We start from the raw sequence: 15,133 nt of genomic DNA, 5'->3' as shown, positions 1-15,133 counted from the left end.
CCAAATCTCTACTCACATTTCAGTTCCTCAGCTACGAAAGGGGAATGTTTGTGTCCCTGTTACCTTTGAAGGATGCAGCCAAAGCTATCGGTGTGCCCTATAACTCTGTCTGGCATCACTATAAGCTTGGGCGAATTCCTACGCAGCAAGTTGGACGGTACCGATTGATAGATCCCACAGTGCTTCAAACTGTGCTTCTTGCATACGGTTACCATCCAAAACAAAAATAATCATCAGCGTAAACACTTACTACCACAAATCTGTTAAAGCCGAGTTTATCAGCTCTGGCTTTTTCGACGTTGGAGGCTTTTCATGGCATACCTTCGCAGCATTGACCACCCCCATCACAGTACGGTTCAAGATCGCTGCTTCTATTGTGGGGGATTTATCAGTTACCCAGCTATCCACAGGGTTGGTACGACAGGCTCTATTACCCTTCATAGTAACTGTGCAGTAGATCTGTCAATCAAAATCATGGCGGATGTGAATCATATGCAAAACGACACCAATCGCCGCATACGCATGTAGGTAGGGTGGCCGGTTTTTAACTCAGCAAAAAGAATAGAAAAAGAGACCTCATCTTTTAGTGAGGCCTCTCCGTTTTTGGATATCGGTCTAGCAGAGGTGGCACTCAACTAGACTTAGAAAAGGATCTTTATTAGTGACGACAGTATACAACACAACAGCAGCTTTGGCAAAGGAATATACGAATCGCGGTTGGTCAGTAGTTCCCATACCACATGGTCAAAAGAGGCCACTACAACCAGAATGGCAACGCGGCGGATTTACTGAAAATGATTTCAATCCAGGAGACAATATAGGAATTCTCCTGGGAGCAATCTCTGGCGGCCTGGTAGATGTAGATTTAGACTGCGCAGAAACAATAGAGATTGCACCTGAATACCTTCCACCAACAGCGATGATCCACGGGCGGGCCAGTAAACCAGACAGCCATTACTGGTACCGGGTTATTGATACAATTCCAGAAAAAGTAACCCGTTATAAGGATGTAAATGGGGATACCTTAATCGAGTTACGGAGTACCGGAGGTCAGACCGTTGTACCGCCATCCATTCATCCATCAAGGGAGCCGCTTGTATGGTCAGATAATGGCGATCCTGGTGCGGTTACATACAAGAGTTTAGATAGGGCAGTTCGCCTCATTGCTGCCATCGCTCTGGTTGCTCGGCACTGGCCTAATGAAGGGGGCAGACATGATTGTGCACTGGCTTTAGCTGGATACCTTAAACGCGGCGGAATGGATGATGGAGCGGTCGTTTCTCTCATCAACAGAGCAGCAGAATTAGCGGGTGATGAAGAAGGACTGGACAGACGCAAAGCTGCAATGGATACAGTGCAAAAGCTAGCCAGCGGTATGACAGCAACCGGCGGTCCATCGCTCTCTGCAATCTTAGGAGAGGTGGTTGTTCAAAAGCTCCGTGAATGGTTAGAACTCACGACTAATCCGCTCCAGGCATCTGCCACGGGGGATCAAAACCAGCAAGGAAGAATTGCAGCGACAGATATCATGCTACGCCTTGCCACTGAATCGGGAGCAGAGTTCTTTGTGGACAATGAAGGTACTGCCTATGCGCGGGTACCAGTGGAAAACCACAAAGAAATTTATCCGGTGAACAAAATGATCTGCCGCGATTGGCTTGCGGACATGTACTATCGCAGTACCGGACGTGCCGCCAACTCACAAGCAGTACAGGACACAGTAAATACGTTGTCATCACTAGCCAGAGCCAGTAAGAAACAGGAAAATGTCTATATCAGACATGCTTACCATAATGGAAACATTTACATTGATCTTGGTGATAGCACATGGCGTGTTGTAGAGATTAGTAGCACCGGATGGAGGATACTCGAAACGTCTCCAGTTGCATTCAGAAGGCCAAAGGGTATTGCGGCACTACCAGATCCAGTACGTGGCGGAACGTTGAATGAGCTAAAGCAATTCATCAATATCAGCAGTGAGCAAGATTGGGTACTTCTACAATCGTGGCTTATCGGCTCAGTCCATCCAACAGGACCGTATCCGATCCTTATCATCAGCGGGCCTGCCGGAAGTGCTAAAAGCACAACTGCCAAAGTGTTACGTGCACTCGTTGACCCGAACATTTCGCCATTAAGAGACACGCCAAAGGACAGAGGAGACTTGGCGGTGAGAGCAAACAACAACTGGATTCTCATTTTCGACAACCTGTCCTTTGTCCAGACATGGTTTAGTGATGCGCTCTGCGTGCTGGCTACTGGCGGCGGTTTCAGCACAAGAAAGCTATACTCGGATGATGATGAGTCGATCTTTGATTCAAAACGCCCAAGCATTATCACTGGCATTGATGACCTTGCAACGCGTGGAGACCTGCTAGATAGATCGATTATCCTCAGTTCACAGCGGGTGCCCCAATACAAACCAGAGAGTGAATTCCTGGAAGATTTCAATGAGGCACGTCCACGCATTATGGGGGCGCTCTATGACGCAGTAGCTTCATCACTCGCCAGGATGAAAGAAACAAAGCTCAACAGCTCATATCGTATGGCTGACTTCGCAAAGTGGGCTACGGCAGCAGAGCAAGCTTTGGGACACGCTGGGGGCACATTTGAGACTGCTTATGCGCAAAACCGTGAAGGGACAAACTCAATCGTTGTTGAAAGCAGCCCCGTTGCCAGAGCCATTGTAGATTTCATGGATAACAAAAAAACCTGGACAGGAACCATGAAAGAACTTCTGGTTGAGATCAGCAGCCACAAGGATGTTTCAGAGTATTCAAAAGAATGGCCCCAGAATGAAATCAAATTGGGTAATAAGATTAAGCAGATAGAAACCAACCTGAAAGAGCAGGGAATTGAGATCCAACGCCCACCCCGTAGCGGAAGAGCGAGAAGGATCACTATTACTAACACAGAGTATACGCCACCGAAAATGTATGACAACCTGCATCTAGATGGTGACGGCTTTGTGACAAGATCCACACCTCAAAGGAACCCCTTTAAACCCCCGTTTGCAGCGGATTTAGAAGGATCGAATGACAAGAATGACGAGTGTGACGACTCGCACTCCTTCTAATCTGTACAGTTATGGTGGGGCTATCCTCTAGCTCCACCTCTCTCTCTTCTCTTTTCGAAGATTGAAGAGGTATAAGGTTGTCACACTTGTCACCCATACCCTTCGAATAGCTCCCCTGGCTGATTTACATTGGTGACGACACGCTAAATTCACCTGTCACCATGTTGTCATCCTGTCACTCCTCCTCATATCTCCACTCCTTAATAACAAGAAAGGCATTAGCATCGCTATGTCAAACTCCCCCTTTGCCCCCAAAACCTCGTACGTGGAATACCGTTTCTTGGAATTCTGGTCCAAACAGGGTATCCCCTACCAGCTCCACCACCAGTACGAAATCCCCCATCACTCCGGTAGATTCTCCTACTACGCCGATTTTGCCCACATAGAAAGCCGCACCATTATCGAAATCGACGGAGCTGCCTACCATACCTCACCAGAACAAATAGAACGCGATCAGCGGCGTCAAGAATACCTTGAGTCACTTGGCTGGACAGTTATTCGCTTTACCGCAAAACAAGTGTACTCTGATCCAGTACGCACAGTTTTAAGAGCTGCAAGAGCGATAGAAAGAAATGCTTATGCACTAGGAGCTTCCTAAAAAACTTTGGACTCGTCATCTAGGAAAGAGCTAGATGGCGGGTCTTTTTCTTGAGAAGAAACTGCCCATTTCCCGTGGTAACCTCGTATGTGTTAGTAGATCTTTAACAAATATTTTATTCTAATTATCTTCTTTATTGGTTATCATATGTGGCAAAGTATACTTCAAGCAAATTGTTAGGCTATGGAAGTGAGGCTGTGGATATGGCGAGAAAACGAAAGCCCCCTACAACGACCGATGAGAAAACCCTGGAACAAGAAAAAGCTCCTGTTGTTACTCCTGAAATTGAAGATGGGTACGATGGCATCGTGAAACGTCTGGTTTGCTCAACCTGCCATCAAACATTTTACGTTACAGACGCCGATCATAAGGTTTTAAATCCGCAGGCTTGTCATGATTGTAGTACAAAAATTTTTCAAGATTACCAACAGAAACTTAAAGAGCAAGAGATTCTAAAGGCGGATCTAGAGGAAGCGGAGAAGTGGAAAAAGATACTTGAGGAGAGAGAAAGAAGTATGTATACCGCAGATGAGTGGTGGGTAAAGACGCATGTTGAAGAGAAGATGGACAAGAAAAGCTGGAATTACGGATATAAGATGTTGTATTGCGAAGAATGTCCTTGCGAGAAAGGAAGGTATTGGAGGGTACGTATATACAAGTCTGACGAACGTTCAAGGACATCAACTCGGATACACCTTCTGCTCTGGAAGTGGGATGAACATGTTATCATGTATTTACCTTTATGGAAAGATAACTACCCCTACGATCCCCAAGCTTGGAAAAAATCTCTTGATGAAAGATTCCCTGAATTACTCGAAACGGACCCCGATTTCTTTAAGGAAGATGGTTAGATTGCTGTCGGCTTCAGGCGCAAAAAATGTAATACAGGTATGATTTTGAAAAGACGGCGCTAACTTGAAGGGCAACTACCCACCTTCCCTGTAAGCAAATTGTCGCATCGAAGCAACTCAGGATTCGCTGATAATCTCTCATCGGATCACGTAACAAGTGGCTCGTCATCCAATATAGTCAGGTGGCGGGCCTGGGTTCTATCTAAAGTCACCTAGTATATTCACCCAATGTACTGCGATCGCCGAAAATCACGTTAAGACATCTTAAAATCCGAAGAACTATTCAACCTCTTTTAACCTCCAAATGCAATAAAATATTATTAAGTCAAATGCATCTATAAATCCTCTTACATCTTTTCCATTAGTATTGCCTGGGGTAAGTAATAATGCAACTACAGAATGAAGCGGGGTATGATTATCATCAAACGCGTTTGTCCTTGGAAAGGGATTGGCGTGAAAAGCAGCTTATACTAAATCAGGAGAAACGTACGCTAGGTAGGTGGTGGTTGACAGCCCTGGTACTCGTTTTAGTATTTGCAGGAGGCATTGCAGGTGCAAACTATCTTAATTCAAATTGGAGCTATCTCAGTTTTCTGGCAGGCGCGGGTATTCTAGCTTTCCTCGTTGGTTTTATTTCCCTCGGGCGCGTGACGCTTATGAGTAGTTGGAAACACCAAACGGAGATTGCTGATATTAAAAACGAGCAGCAAATATTAGAAGAAGTCTGGCTTCAGGGCCTGGAAACCCAACAATACCATCAATACTACCGGCAAATTGTAGTTCCTGGTGTGATTGAGGATTATCGCCAACAATCAAAAGTTAATCGCGTTCTCCATTTCATAAGCCAACTCACTGTGATTATCACGTCTCTATTAGTCACGGGGCTGACGAGTGGCCTTGATACAAAGTTGGGCTGGCAAATCCCCTGGGCTGCACCACTTCTTAGTTTCATAGTCAGCCTGATTACAGCGATCATGGGTTTCTTTAAATTTCGTGAACGAAGTTACCACATGCAGCAAACTGCCGACTATATAGAGCAAGAAAAAACAGCTCTCGAACTGGGAATCAGGCATTATAAAGAATATAGAAATAAGCCTGACGAAGCATTCTCAGAATTCGCGGAGAGAGTCGAACAATCACGAGAAGAGCAAACAAAAAGGCAGCAGCAGTTGGAACAATCCACCGACACTAAAGAAGTAGCCTAACTTGAGAACAGGGCCATGCTAAGTGACGAATCCTCGCAGATGTGAAGCCCGTCGCGTTGTATGGCTCTTTGTTTTTTCTCAGAGAAATTTGAAACGATACCATCAATCAAAAACAAAATCAATGATGAGCTTAAGCAAAAGCAAAAGTAAAAATAAAAGAAACAGCGCCAAACCGACGAATACACTATAGAGAAAAACGCCTCGGAATTGTGTATTTTCTTCATCTGCGGTACATGCATATTTATCAACCACAGGCTTTTTGCTAAAGTTGATGTTTATGCATACGCCGCTTTTTGATTTGCCGTCATTGGTGGCAGTTGGAGTAGCTGGTTTGCTTTGAACAACCGTGGAAGAGGGAGTCGAAATTGGAGTGGTTGTAGACACGGGAGTTGGTGTGAGAGTATTTTGGGAAGAATGAAAAATTTGTGGGCTGGGAACCGCCCAATAAATGGTTGTCAATACAAGGGTTACAATGGCTACTATTACACCTGCACCTTGCCACCTTACGTCACCTAGAAATTGTAGTTTCGTTTGCTTCATAAAACTGCTTGCTTCCTAACATAAAAATCCCAAAATTCTTTTCTATTAAAATTAACGCATAACCCGCAGAATTACAAAGTTTTCATGTACTTATTACTTACTCCCTTCCTTCCTTATCATCCACTGAATTCCACCTCATAAAATAGCATTTGCTACAGATAAGTTAGTTTAGAGCGTCCCGGGTGCTGCCCCTCTAAGAGAGGTGATTATGACAAGCAATATGGCAGAGGAAAAGGCGTGCAAGAGGGGAACATTTTTCAACTGGGGATTATTTTGTGAGGCAACTGCCCAACATGGGATCGCCCAAAGTCGAGCACGGAAGCAAAGGGTGTCTACAAAAAACAAGTTACTACGGCAGTTTGATAGCACCCACGTACACCACAACCACCAGGCCACTTCATACGGCTGCTTATGTTTTCGGTTCTCCGTCTTCTCTTGTTCGTGCCTTTTCCTGTTTGGCTCGTCCTGACTTCTCTCCTCTCTCTTCAACGACGTACGCATCAACCTGGGCTTTTGGATAGAGGCTTAACCGACTGCTGATCTTTCTTGGCGTGAACTTGCCGTACTTTGCTAATGTGCGGATATACGCGGGGTCAATCTCTTTGCCACTATTTCTACTTAGCACTTCCGCTGCGTCCTTCGCTGTATAATATTGTTCCAGGTCAATCTTATCTGTCACCCTGCGTACTCCTCTTAAATATGCCCTAACTATTGCGATCTATGTTGATTATAACACTATAACGGGTTATTTGCAATTGTGCTGAATTGGCCTTTGGGGCTGTTGACATAAATAACTCTACATGGTATTATTAATATATCGAAGGGAATAAATCCCACTATCAATACAACCAGAGGAGTTAAACCACAATGGCAACCACCACAAAAACCTCTCCCATTACTGAACAGCAGATCAACCGTTGTACCCGTATCATTGATATGCAGACAATGGAGCCGTTCTATTTAGTGCAGAGTGAAGCCGATGACTTGATTGAGTACAAAGTGCAGTACCACAAAGATCCCAAGTGCCCAGGTAAAGGCCACTTCACTTGTACCTGTCCTGCCGGTTTAGATGGTTTCATCCATTGCAGCGGCCCCTATTGCAAACATATACGTTGGGCGCTGGCAGCTTCCCAGGTTCACAAGGCAGAACTAAAGGCCCAGGCGCAAGCTAAGAAAGACGCCTCGCCCGCACGCTCCCATCTGCTCATTACAGACGGACAAGAGGCGGATGAAGAGACCTATACCCGTGTGATTAGCGCAAAACCACCTCAATGGACAGAGGCAGAGATACAACGGGACGTACGCCTCTACGCTTCACGGCCATTCAAGATGTGGAGATAGAAAAGAAGGTGAGAGGGTTGGCAACCACGCTAGCCCTCCCCGAAGAATGTACGGAGTCTAACCACAACATTCACCCCGAAGACAGGATATCACGACCAATCAACCCGTGTCTTCGGCCAGAACGTTCCTCTATAGATAATCTCACCCCTGCCTGTTACGCCCGGTTATAGCCGAATACATAACCAATCCCCATCTTGACATCGCTATAGAAGTCTGCTATGTTTGTACCAGTCAAGAGCTTAGGTTGTGGGGAAAACACGACTTACAGCGGTGGTTTAAGGGTGATAGAGCGGTGGTTAAAGAGTTTCTCAGAGGACTCGAACCGTTGTCGACGCCCATTAGAAGCCAATTTGCGGGGCTGTAGCTCAGTGGATAGAGCGTCGGTTTCCTAAACCGTGCGTCGGAGGTTCGAGTCCTCTCAGCCCCATTCTCCATAAAATCAACAATGTAAACCCGCTGCAGAAGCCAAACTAACCGTGCGTCGGAATAGGATTATTGTATCGTTATAATCTTATCAGAACTTAGTACTACTAATATAGTTATTCAATCATGTAGTCAATGATCTCGTCATTCTCATACCTATCGAAATCAATTGTAACCTGTTCAATTTGAGCATGGCTCTTAACTAAGAGCCATGAAGTTCTTGATAAAGAGGCATCACCCATCACAATTTGACATTGTAAGAGTTCGCACATTGTCCCAAATATAATCTGGTCATTTGAAGGATGAAGTGTTTCATCGTACAGAATAATTTTTAAATACAGAGGAAACGATTTTATAGGCCATAAAGATGATAGACATAAAATACGAATGCCTCTAGATTTTTCATCCCACAGACGCCGATCATCTTCGGTCGCAAGCGAGGTGAGATTAGCTTCTGTTTCAAAAAGAACCTCATTAGACTTTACTCCAAATATGGTACCAAACGCCATAAGTAGTTCTTGCCTGGTTAAAATCCTATCAAACCAGATATTTTGCCACATCTTTTACATCCTTACCGGTCTTGGCCTGGATACTTATAAAGTATCTGAGTCAGGACATTGTACTTGTTGAAATCCTCGACGAGATTTTTTAGACCTGAACATAGCTATCAAAGAATATTCTAACTGATCAGTTCTGGTATCACGGCTACTAAAATCTTTTAGGTAGCGCTCTATTGCACTGGCCTTGCTGTGTCCCATAAGGCGGGAGAGTTTGCCCAGGTTGCCACCACGAGCCAGGCATGTGCGAGCAAAGGTATGGTGAAGCGTATTATGATTGTTGCTATACCGTAAATATATTTCTATACTAGACTTATAGATAATGATGGGGAAATGGAAGGAACCATGCGGCGTACATTGATCGTGGTGGCTTTTGTAAACTGTGTTGTTCTGGGCTCTGGTGTCATCCTCGCTGGCCTGACACATTCAGACCAGCAGCACGAACCAACCAGGACCCTCCTTCTGGCTGGTCTGCTCTTGCTTTTTCTGACACTTGTTCCTCTATGTATTTATGTGATCCGACAAATGATGGCACAGTACAGACAGCTGCGTAGGCATGGTATTGCGAATATATCTCCATGGCAGTTGCTCAGAATGAAAAGCGAAATAACCAGACCCTATAGACGGGAAATGAAGCTGCAGCTTATTTTATTCATAAGCATTGCCTTTGTCGTACTGTCTTTACCACTCGTAGGGTTGTGTTTACCAGTTATTATGCCAGATCCTTATACTTCCGATGCAGGGAAAAACGATCAGCAGCTACAAGTTGAATATCATCAATGGCAGGCTTATAAGGATACGTTCTCTCAAACTGAACATTTGATAGATTGGGCCTGCTACCTTGAATTTCCAGCTGGTTGCCTTATCTATGCTTCTCTTGGCAAAGATCTCATTAAATTGGACGAGGAAGTTTGAATCACCTATGAAGGGCAGTGCTTCAATTCCTGCTAAGTCAAAGTGCCATAGTCAGGGGTTGAAGCTGGTATTTACTTTGGAAGGAGTGTGATAGACATATGACTGAGAAATCTCACGGCGGTGCTTCGGCGTATCGAGCACACGCGGCGGCGTTTCAGGATCAGAGTGTGGTGGAGGCGTATCGCTATCGTCCCATCTACCCAGCTGAGACCTTCGATCTGTTGCTGCAGCTGATGGGTACACGGCCCGGGGCGGTGCTGGATGTGGGCTGTGGCAGCGGCGATCTGGCGCGTCAGCTGGTGCCACGGGTTGAGCGGGTGGACGCGGTGGACGTCTCATCGCAGATGCTTGCGCGGGGGAGGCGGCTCCCCAATGGGGATCATCCTGGCCTGCGCTGGCTGCAGGGACGCATCGAGGAGGTGCGGCTTCAGCCTCCCTATGCCCTGGTGATGGCCGGGGAGAGCATGCATTGGCTGGATTGGCGGGTCGTGATGCCGCTGCTCCGTGAGGTGCTGGTGGAGGGGGCGTACCTGGCCATGGTGGAGAGGCGCATAACGCCGGATATCTGGTCCCTGCTCGGCGATGTGGTGCCGCGCTACCGGGCCGATTTCTACTTTCCGTGGTCACAGGAGGGGCAGGAGCAGGGTCTCTTTCAGCAGGTGGGTCAAAGCACCACCGAGGCCTATACGCTCGTCCAATCGCTGGCTGACGTCGTTGAGTCTTATCATTCGCGTGCTGGCTTCTCGCGAGAGCGCATGGGACCAGTCAAGGCGGCGGCCTTTGATCGCGAGGCGCAGCAGGCCCTGCTCGCGGCGTATCCTGATGGGCTGGTCCCCTTCCAGGTGCGTGCCCAGATCACCTGGGGCCTGCCACAAAAGAGCACGGCTGGCTAGTCGCCGGTATAGGCGCAGACGCCGACGCGGGGCGAGTTGACCACCGGGAGCATCTCATCTGTGTACTTGAACTTCTTTTTCGCGCACTGCTTGCAATAGAGTCCGAAGTCATACTCTTCGTCCCAGGTGTTGATCAGCTGCGCCGGCTTGCCGCAGACTACGCAGGGATATTCAGGGGGACAATTGCGCGCCATGACCTGTACCGCGTCGTCATTTTTTTTGGGGAGCAGCCCCTCGCGCTCATCAATGACGCGCAGCGCCAGGTAGGTGGTCGAACCAAAGTCGTACCGATGAAAGAATTTCGCCCCTGGCTTGAGGATCCTTAACGCCTTTGCCAGTTCTACATCCATATCCCGATCCTCCTGGAGAGCACCAAGCAGCATCCTGAATACGTGCTTGTGGAGATAGCGTATGACGGCGTCTTCGCGTGATTCTTTCCCTGATTCAGCCGACGTTCTCCTTTTTTTCGTGCTTTTCTCTTTCTCCTGCAGAAACAGGATCAGCTCATCGACCGATGTGAAGCGGGCGCATTCTTCCAGCAGGTCGTACGGGGCTTTGGCCCGATACTCGGGTACGATCGCCTGTAAATATGAGTACACATCTTGTAGCGCGTCGGCGATGATCTGCTCATCGCTATACTCTTCCTCTTCCTCCTCTTCGTCCGCTAACCCGGATGCTATGTACTCTTCTTCCGATCCCAGGAATACGAATGCCTCGTCTGGCTCCATTGTATAGTGGATGCCGTTGATGGTGAAATCGCTCATGTGATCGCAGCATTCGAGCCAGGTAGCGCGCAGGAAGTCATCCAGGGTGAGCAGCGACTCGCTGGCGGGTATCTCAATGTGCATCCAGTATTGCGGATTGTACTGGCCCTCGACCAGCAGATGCAGCAGCTTCCCCGTTTGCCGGCGCGCACCCGACTTTTTTTGAGGCTCGAAGCTGGCGAGCCGCTGCTGGCAATGCTTGAGATGCTGCGTCATCCTCGCCTTGCTTACTTCAGTCTGGCAGAAACTGCAGATCCCGGTGGAAACGGCCGTGTCCTTTTTGGTTGTTGTAGACATGATCTCTCTCTTCCCTTTCTGGTTTTGTGTCTATACCAAAAACGGGCTACCTACCCGGAGTGGTGCAAATTTATGCTATCTGGTTGAGGTACCCTTATTATTGATTTATTGTATAGCCATTTCTCCTATCAGGTATCGACGTGTTTACATAAGGTTGTGACAATTCCGACTTGAATCTATGACCCATAGAAGAGCAAACTGTAGCTCGATTATGACGATTTGAGCGCTATTAATGCTACATCTGCATTAAAAATCTCGCTGTAAAAACAGTAATAAAAGTATGATAGATATTACTGGCATTTGACATTATTGCCCTTCTATGCTAAACAGTAATGAATGGTCTTATGAAAAAGGAAGAAGAAATACATTTCTACTGCATTGCTGCTAGAGGATTCAATCCACTTGCTATGTTAATCAATGCAGTTTCTGCTTCCTGGTGGAGTAGTGAAAGCTGCCTGACGATGCTTTAAATATATTCTGTGGCTATTGAGGCATCAATGGCGGATAGTGGTGGAGAGCGAGGAGCCATAAATACAAGAGTTCCCTGGCTGGAGCTAAGGAACCTGATATTTTATACGTGAGGAATTTGAATATTATGTCGCTTATAAAACGATATTCTTCGATGCAAGGTGATACCAATGTATCAGTCCCGGATACGGGGGCGTCCAGGGGCGTTATCCATGCTGACGAGGTACCTACGCTCAAGGTCGCTACCCCCCGGCTGCCTGCTCGTATGAATTCATTATCCTTTGGTGGTAATAATGCTTACGCGGTAGCCAGGCCGATACAACTTCCTCTGCGTGCATCCACCCAGCCCGGTCTTTTGCGTCGATTGGTTGATCCATTGGATATTGCCATGCAGTATCCAATGGATGTTGTGGCGGCTCCATCTGAGATAACAAAATCAGCGGGTAAGCAGCAGTCGTTCATCAATCGCCTGTGGTTTTCTGCGGTCAAGATCGTTTTCCCGCCTCTGCTTTCGCTGGTCATACCCTTTATGATCTATGACCTTTGTGCTCAATATCTCTTCGATATTTCGCATTTCATGTATAACGTCGTTGTGATCTCGCTGCTCGTTACGGCCTACTTTATCACGATAGAGGCGCTTTCAGCGTTGCGTATCGAGCATCCCAAACCGGTCGAGACTGATACGTATCCACCGGCGAGCGCTATTGTGGCGGCCTATCTGCCGAATGAGGCGGAGACGATCGTCGAGACGGTTGAGCATCTGCTGCGTGTGGATTATCCCGGCCAGTTTCAGCTGATCCTGGCATACAATACGCCACGCTACATTCCCGTGGAAGAGACGTTGAGGGAGATTGCCCGCCGCGATCCGCGCTTCTTGTTGCTCAAGGTCCAGAATAGTACCTCGAAGGCGCAGAATGTGAATCGCGCGCTCAGCGAGGTTACGGGAACCTTTGTCGGTATCTTTGACGCCGATCATCATCCGGCGCTCTCCTCATTCACTCGTGCCTGGCACTGGCTGGCGCAGGGATATGATGTCGTTCAGGGACATTGTGTTGTGCGCAATGGCGATAGTTCCTGGGTCTCGCGCCTGGTCGCTGTGGATTTTGAACTGATCTATGCGCTAGGCCACCCTGGCCGCACGAGAATGCATGGCTTTGGTATCTTTGGTGGCGCCAATGGCTACTGGCGAACCGAGCTGCTGCGCAAGACCGGCATGGATCATAGTATGCTCACCGAGGATATCGATTCCTCGATTCGGGCGCTCCAGCAGGGCTCTAAAATCGCTTATGATCCTCTGCTCATTTCAAGAGAACTGGCTCCAGAGACGTTGAAGGCTTTGTGGAATCAGCGCATGCGCTGGGCTCAGGGCTGGTTTCAGGTCACGTTGAAGCATCTTACGCTAACGCTGCGCTCGCCCCATCTCTCACTGCGCCAGAAACTGGGTATCTTCCATCTGCTGGGATGGCGTGAGATCTATATGTGGCTCTCTGTACAGATTGTTCCCATTCTGGCCTTCCAGCTTCTGCGAGAGGACATCAAGTGGTTCGCGCCCCTCTTCGTTTTGAGTAGCCTGTTCACCCTGAGTATCGGGCCATTGCAGGTTCTGCTGGCCTACGCTGTGGCGGCTCCCGATGTGAGACAGCATCGACGCTGGTTTATCTTCTATGCGCTAATGTCGATGTTCTTTTTCACCGGTTTTAAGAACCATATCGCGAGGATTGCCCATCTTAAAGAGGCGCTGGGAGAGCGCGAATGGAAAGTAACACCGCGCTCCGTGGCCCAGACGGCTCCAGCGCAAGGGAAGGCGTGAGAACACAGTTAAACATGAACTTTGAAACAGATATTACCGGGCTGGAGACTGTTGAGGCTCCAGTCCCTCATATTGCCGATCTAGAGACAACGAGAGTTCCGGTCGCGCCGGCTGATGGGGCGGCGACCGCTGTTCCGCAAGCGAAGGCTTCATCGCCCCGCTTTGAGGGCCTGGAGGCATATCGTGGGCTGACGGCCCTCATCATTATCTGTTACCACTGCTACCAGCATGCCGAGCAGGTGGGCGTGCAGCTCTATGCCGGTACCATGCTGCAGATGGTGCTTACCAATAGCGATGATGTGGTCTCGCTGTTCTTTGTGCTCTCGGGCTTCTTGAATTTCCTGCCCTTTGCGCGCGCAGGCTTGAAGCAGCAGGGTGCGTATCCCCTCGGCGGCTTTGTAATCCGCCGGGCGATCCGCATTATTCCGGTCTACTACATCGCCTTTCTCGTGACGTGGGCTACCCGGTACTATGGGAGCCCACAGCAGTGGTTAGATCTGCTGGAGCATCTGACCTTTACGCAGATATTTGATTCCCGGCACATCTTCTGGACCATTGGTCCCACGTGGTCGCTGGCGGTGGAGTTCTGGTTTTATTCCTTGCTTACCTTGCTGGCGCCCCTCTCATACCATCTATGTCGACGCTGCAAGACGCACAGGGGCAGGATAGCTATGCTGTATGCTATTCCAGCGTTTCTTCTCGTGGTGGGTATTGGCTACAAAGTATGCTGCCTTATATTTCTGCATATCCCCATTAATAACTATGCGGTCTATTTTTCTCTATTTGGGCGACTCGATAATTTCTCTATGGGCATGGGACTGGCGGTATTGATGGCGACCAATAACAACTACATCAAGGTGCGTCGATATGTACCCTGGTTGCTGCGTGGCATCGCGCTCCTGCTTATCATTCTATCCTGGATCAATCGTGAGCTCAGCATTGATCCAATCTCTGAATACATCTTCTACCATAGTATGTGGAGCCTTGCCATGTTGCTCGTGCTCGCGGCGGCCGTACTCGCATCGAGCAACTTCAAGAAGAATAAAAAGGGGTTCTCTCAGCGGATATGGGTGCATCTAAGCCTGATATCGTATAGTATCTTTCTCTGGCATGAGCCGCTGCTCATTGGACTGGACCGCTACCTCGTCTTTACTTCTGAGGCCCTGTTTCCGGTGAGCGTGATCACACTTATTGCGCTGGCGATAGGGGTCGCCACCTTGAGCTACTGGTTGCTGGAGTATCCGATCAGCTTTTTAGGCCATCTGTTTACCAAGGAAGGGAAACTACGCGCGCGCTACCCCGAGTAAGTGGTTTGGTCATAATAAAGCTGGCCAGCGCTCTTCCCATGCTTCTGGGCGAGTGCTGGCCAGCTTTATTTTTACGCGCCTTTCTGATGCC

At 48.1% G+C, this 15,133-nt stretch carries 13 protein-coding genes and 1 tRNA gene; 10 read left to right on the top strand and 4 right to left on the bottom strand.

Annotated features, from left to right (window positions below; all coding sequences use genetic code 11):
* Positions 1 to 661 precede the first annotated feature (661 nt).
* The 4 genes from KTT_RS09985 (at position 662) to KTT_RS09970 (ending at position 5,727) form a co-directional block, all read left to right on the top strand.
* Positions 662 to 3,073: an AICE element replication initiation protein gene (locus tag KTT_RS09985; RefSeq protein WP_126595833.1), complete on the top strand. Its 2,412-nt coding sequence runs from the start codon at positions 662 to 664 to the stop codon at positions 3,071 to 3,073.
* A gap of 229 nt (positions 3,074 to 3,302) precedes the next feature.
* On the top strand, positions 3,303 to 3,671 hold the full coding sequence (locus KTT_RS09980) for an endonuclease domain-containing protein (RefSeq protein WP_126595832.1): 369 nt from the start codon (positions 3,303 to 3,305) through the stop codon (positions 3,669 to 3,671).
* A gap of 197 nt (positions 3,672 to 3,868) precedes the next feature.
* Positions 3,869 to 4,522 carry a hypothetical protein gene (locus KTT_RS09975; RefSeq protein WP_126595831.1) on the top strand — a complete coding sequence of 218 codons (654 nt, stop codon included), beginning with the start codon at positions 3,869 to 3,871 and terminating at the stop codon, positions 4,520 to 4,522.
* A gap of 386 nt (positions 4,523 to 4,908) precedes the next feature.
* On the top strand, positions 4,909 to 5,727 hold the full coding sequence (locus tag KTT_RS09970) for a DUF4231 domain-containing protein (protein ID WP_218030864.1): 819 nt from the start codon (positions 4,909 to 4,911) through the stop codon (positions 5,725 to 5,727).
* Between the two features lie 102 nt (positions 5,728 to 5,829).
* On the opposite strand, the gene KTT_RS09965 is transcribed toward KTT_RS09970, so the two are convergent.
* Positions 5,830 to 6,267, bottom strand: a complete 438-nt coding sequence (locus KTT_RS09965) for a hypothetical protein (protein WP_126595830.1) — start codon at positions 6,265 to 6,267, stop codon at positions 5,830 to 5,832.
* A 409-nt stretch (positions 6,268 to 6,676) separates the two neighbouring features.
* Complete coding sequence (locus KTT_RS09960) at positions 6,677 to 6,946, bottom strand: hypothetical protein (RefSeq protein WP_126595829.1); 270 nt, start codon at positions 6,944 to 6,946, stop codon at positions 6,677 to 6,679.
* 188 nt (positions 6,947 to 7,134) lie between these two features.
* Here KTT_RS09960 and KTT_RS09955 point away from each other — a divergent pair, with 188 nt between their 5' ends.
* Both KTT_RS09955 and KTT_RS09950 read left to right on the top strand, forming a co-directional pair.
* Positions 7,135 to 7,608, top strand: coding sequence for a hypothetical protein (locus KTT_RS09955; protein ID WP_126595828.1), 474 nt, complete (start codon positions 7,135 to 7,137; stop codon positions 7,606 to 7,608).
* A 354-nt stretch (positions 7,609 to 7,962) separates the two neighbouring features.
* Positions 7,963 to 8,035: transfer RNA gene (locus KTT_RS09950), tRNA-Arg, on the top strand.
* 112 nt (positions 8,036 to 8,147) lie between these two features.
* Here the strand turns inward: KTT_RS09950 and KTT_RS09945 are convergent.
* Positions 8,148 to 8,591 (bottom strand): hypothetical protein, encoded by a 444-nt coding sequence (locus KTT_RS09945; RefSeq protein WP_126595827.1) that lies wholly within the window; start codon positions 8,589 to 8,591, stop codon positions 8,148 to 8,150.
* A gap of 342 nt (positions 8,592 to 8,933) precedes the next feature.
* On the opposite strand from KTT_RS09945, the gene KTT_RS09940 reads away from it, so the two are divergent.
* Positions 8,934 to 9,503, top strand: a complete 570-nt coding sequence (locus KTT_RS09940) for a hypothetical protein (RefSeq protein ID WP_126595826.1) — start codon at positions 8,934 to 8,936, stop codon at positions 9,501 to 9,503.
* Between the two features lie 98 nt (positions 9,504 to 9,601).
* Positions 9,602 to 10,396, top strand: a complete 795-nt coding sequence (locus KTT_RS09935) for a class I SAM-dependent methyltransferase (RefSeq protein WP_126595825.1) — start codon at positions 9,602 to 9,604, stop codon at positions 10,394 to 10,396.
* Here the strand turns inward: KTT_RS09935 and KTT_RS09930 are convergent.
* The gene (locus tag KTT_RS09930) at positions 10,393 to 11,457 is read right to left on the bottom strand and encodes a hypothetical protein (RefSeq protein WP_126595824.1); all 1,065 of its coding nucleotides are present in this window, start codon (positions 11,455 to 11,457) and stop codon (positions 10,393 to 10,395) included. The genes KTT_RS09935 and KTT_RS09930 overlap by 4 nt on opposite strands.
* A 595-nt stretch (positions 11,458 to 12,052) precedes the next feature.
* Here KTT_RS09930 and KTT_RS09925 point away from each other — a divergent pair.
* A complete protein-coding gene (locus tag KTT_RS09925) occupies positions 12,053 to 13,735 on the top strand; it encodes a glycosyltransferase family 2 protein (protein ID WP_126595823.1) in 1,683 nt (560 codons plus the stop codon).
* 14 nt (positions 13,736 to 13,749) lie between these two features.
* Positions 13,750 to 15,042, top strand: a complete 1,293-nt coding sequence (locus tag KTT_RS09920) for an acyltransferase family protein (protein WP_218030863.1) — start codon at positions 13,750 to 13,752, stop codon at positions 15,040 to 15,042.
* The last annotated feature ends 91 nt before the right edge of the window (positions 15,043 to 15,133 follow it).

This window comes from Dictyobacter aurantiacus, from assembly GCF_003967515.1.
GTDB lineage: Bacteria > Chloroflexota > Ktedonobacteria > Ktedonobacterales > Ktedonobacteraceae > Dictyobacter > Dictyobacter aurantiacus.
The sequence above is the reverse complement of the archived record's forward strand: the minus strand, read 5'-3'. Positions and strand labels throughout refer to the sequence as shown.

Excerpts from the sequence above, each read along its gene's own strand:
- KTT_RS09980 (WP_126595832.1), top strand. The coding sequence starts at position 3,303 with ATGTCAAACTCCCCCTTTGCCCCCAAAACCTCGTACGTGGAATACCGT.
- KTT_RS09970 (WP_218030864.1), top strand. The coding sequence starts at position 4,909 with ATGCAACTACAGAATGAAGCGGGGTATGATTATCATCAAACGCGTTTG.
- KTT_RS09965 (WP_126595830.1), bottom strand. The coding sequence starts at position 6,267 with ATGAAGCAAACGAAACTACAATTTCTAGGTGACGTAAGGTGGCAAGGT.
- KTT_RS09955 (WP_126595828.1), top strand. The coding sequence starts at position 7,135 with ATGGCAACCACCACAAAAACCTCTCCCATTACTGAACAGCAGATCAAC.
- KTT_RS09945 (WP_126595827.1), bottom strand. The coding sequence starts at position 8,591 with ATGTGGCAAAATATCTGGTTTGATAGGATTTTAACCAGGCAAGAACTA.
- KTT_RS09940 (WP_126595826.1), top strand. The coding sequence starts at position 8,934 with ATGCGGCGTACATTGATCGTGGTGGCTTTTGTAAACTGTGTTGTTCTG.
- KTT_RS09935 (WP_126595825.1), top strand. The coding sequence starts at position 9,602 with ATGACTGAGAAATCTCACGGCGGTGCTTCGGCGTATCGAGCACACGCG.
- KTT_RS09930 (WP_126595824.1), bottom strand. The coding sequence starts at position 11,457 with ATGTCTACAACAACCAAAAAGGACACGGCCGTTTCCACCGGGATCTGC.
- KTT_RS09925 (WP_126595823.1), top strand. The coding sequence starts at position 12,053 with ATGTCGCTTATAAAACGATATTCTTCGATGCAAGGTGATACCAATGTA.
- KTT_RS09920 (WP_218030863.1), top strand. The coding sequence starts at position 13,750 with ATGAACTTTGAAACAGATATTACCGGGCTGGAGACTGTTGAGGCTCCA.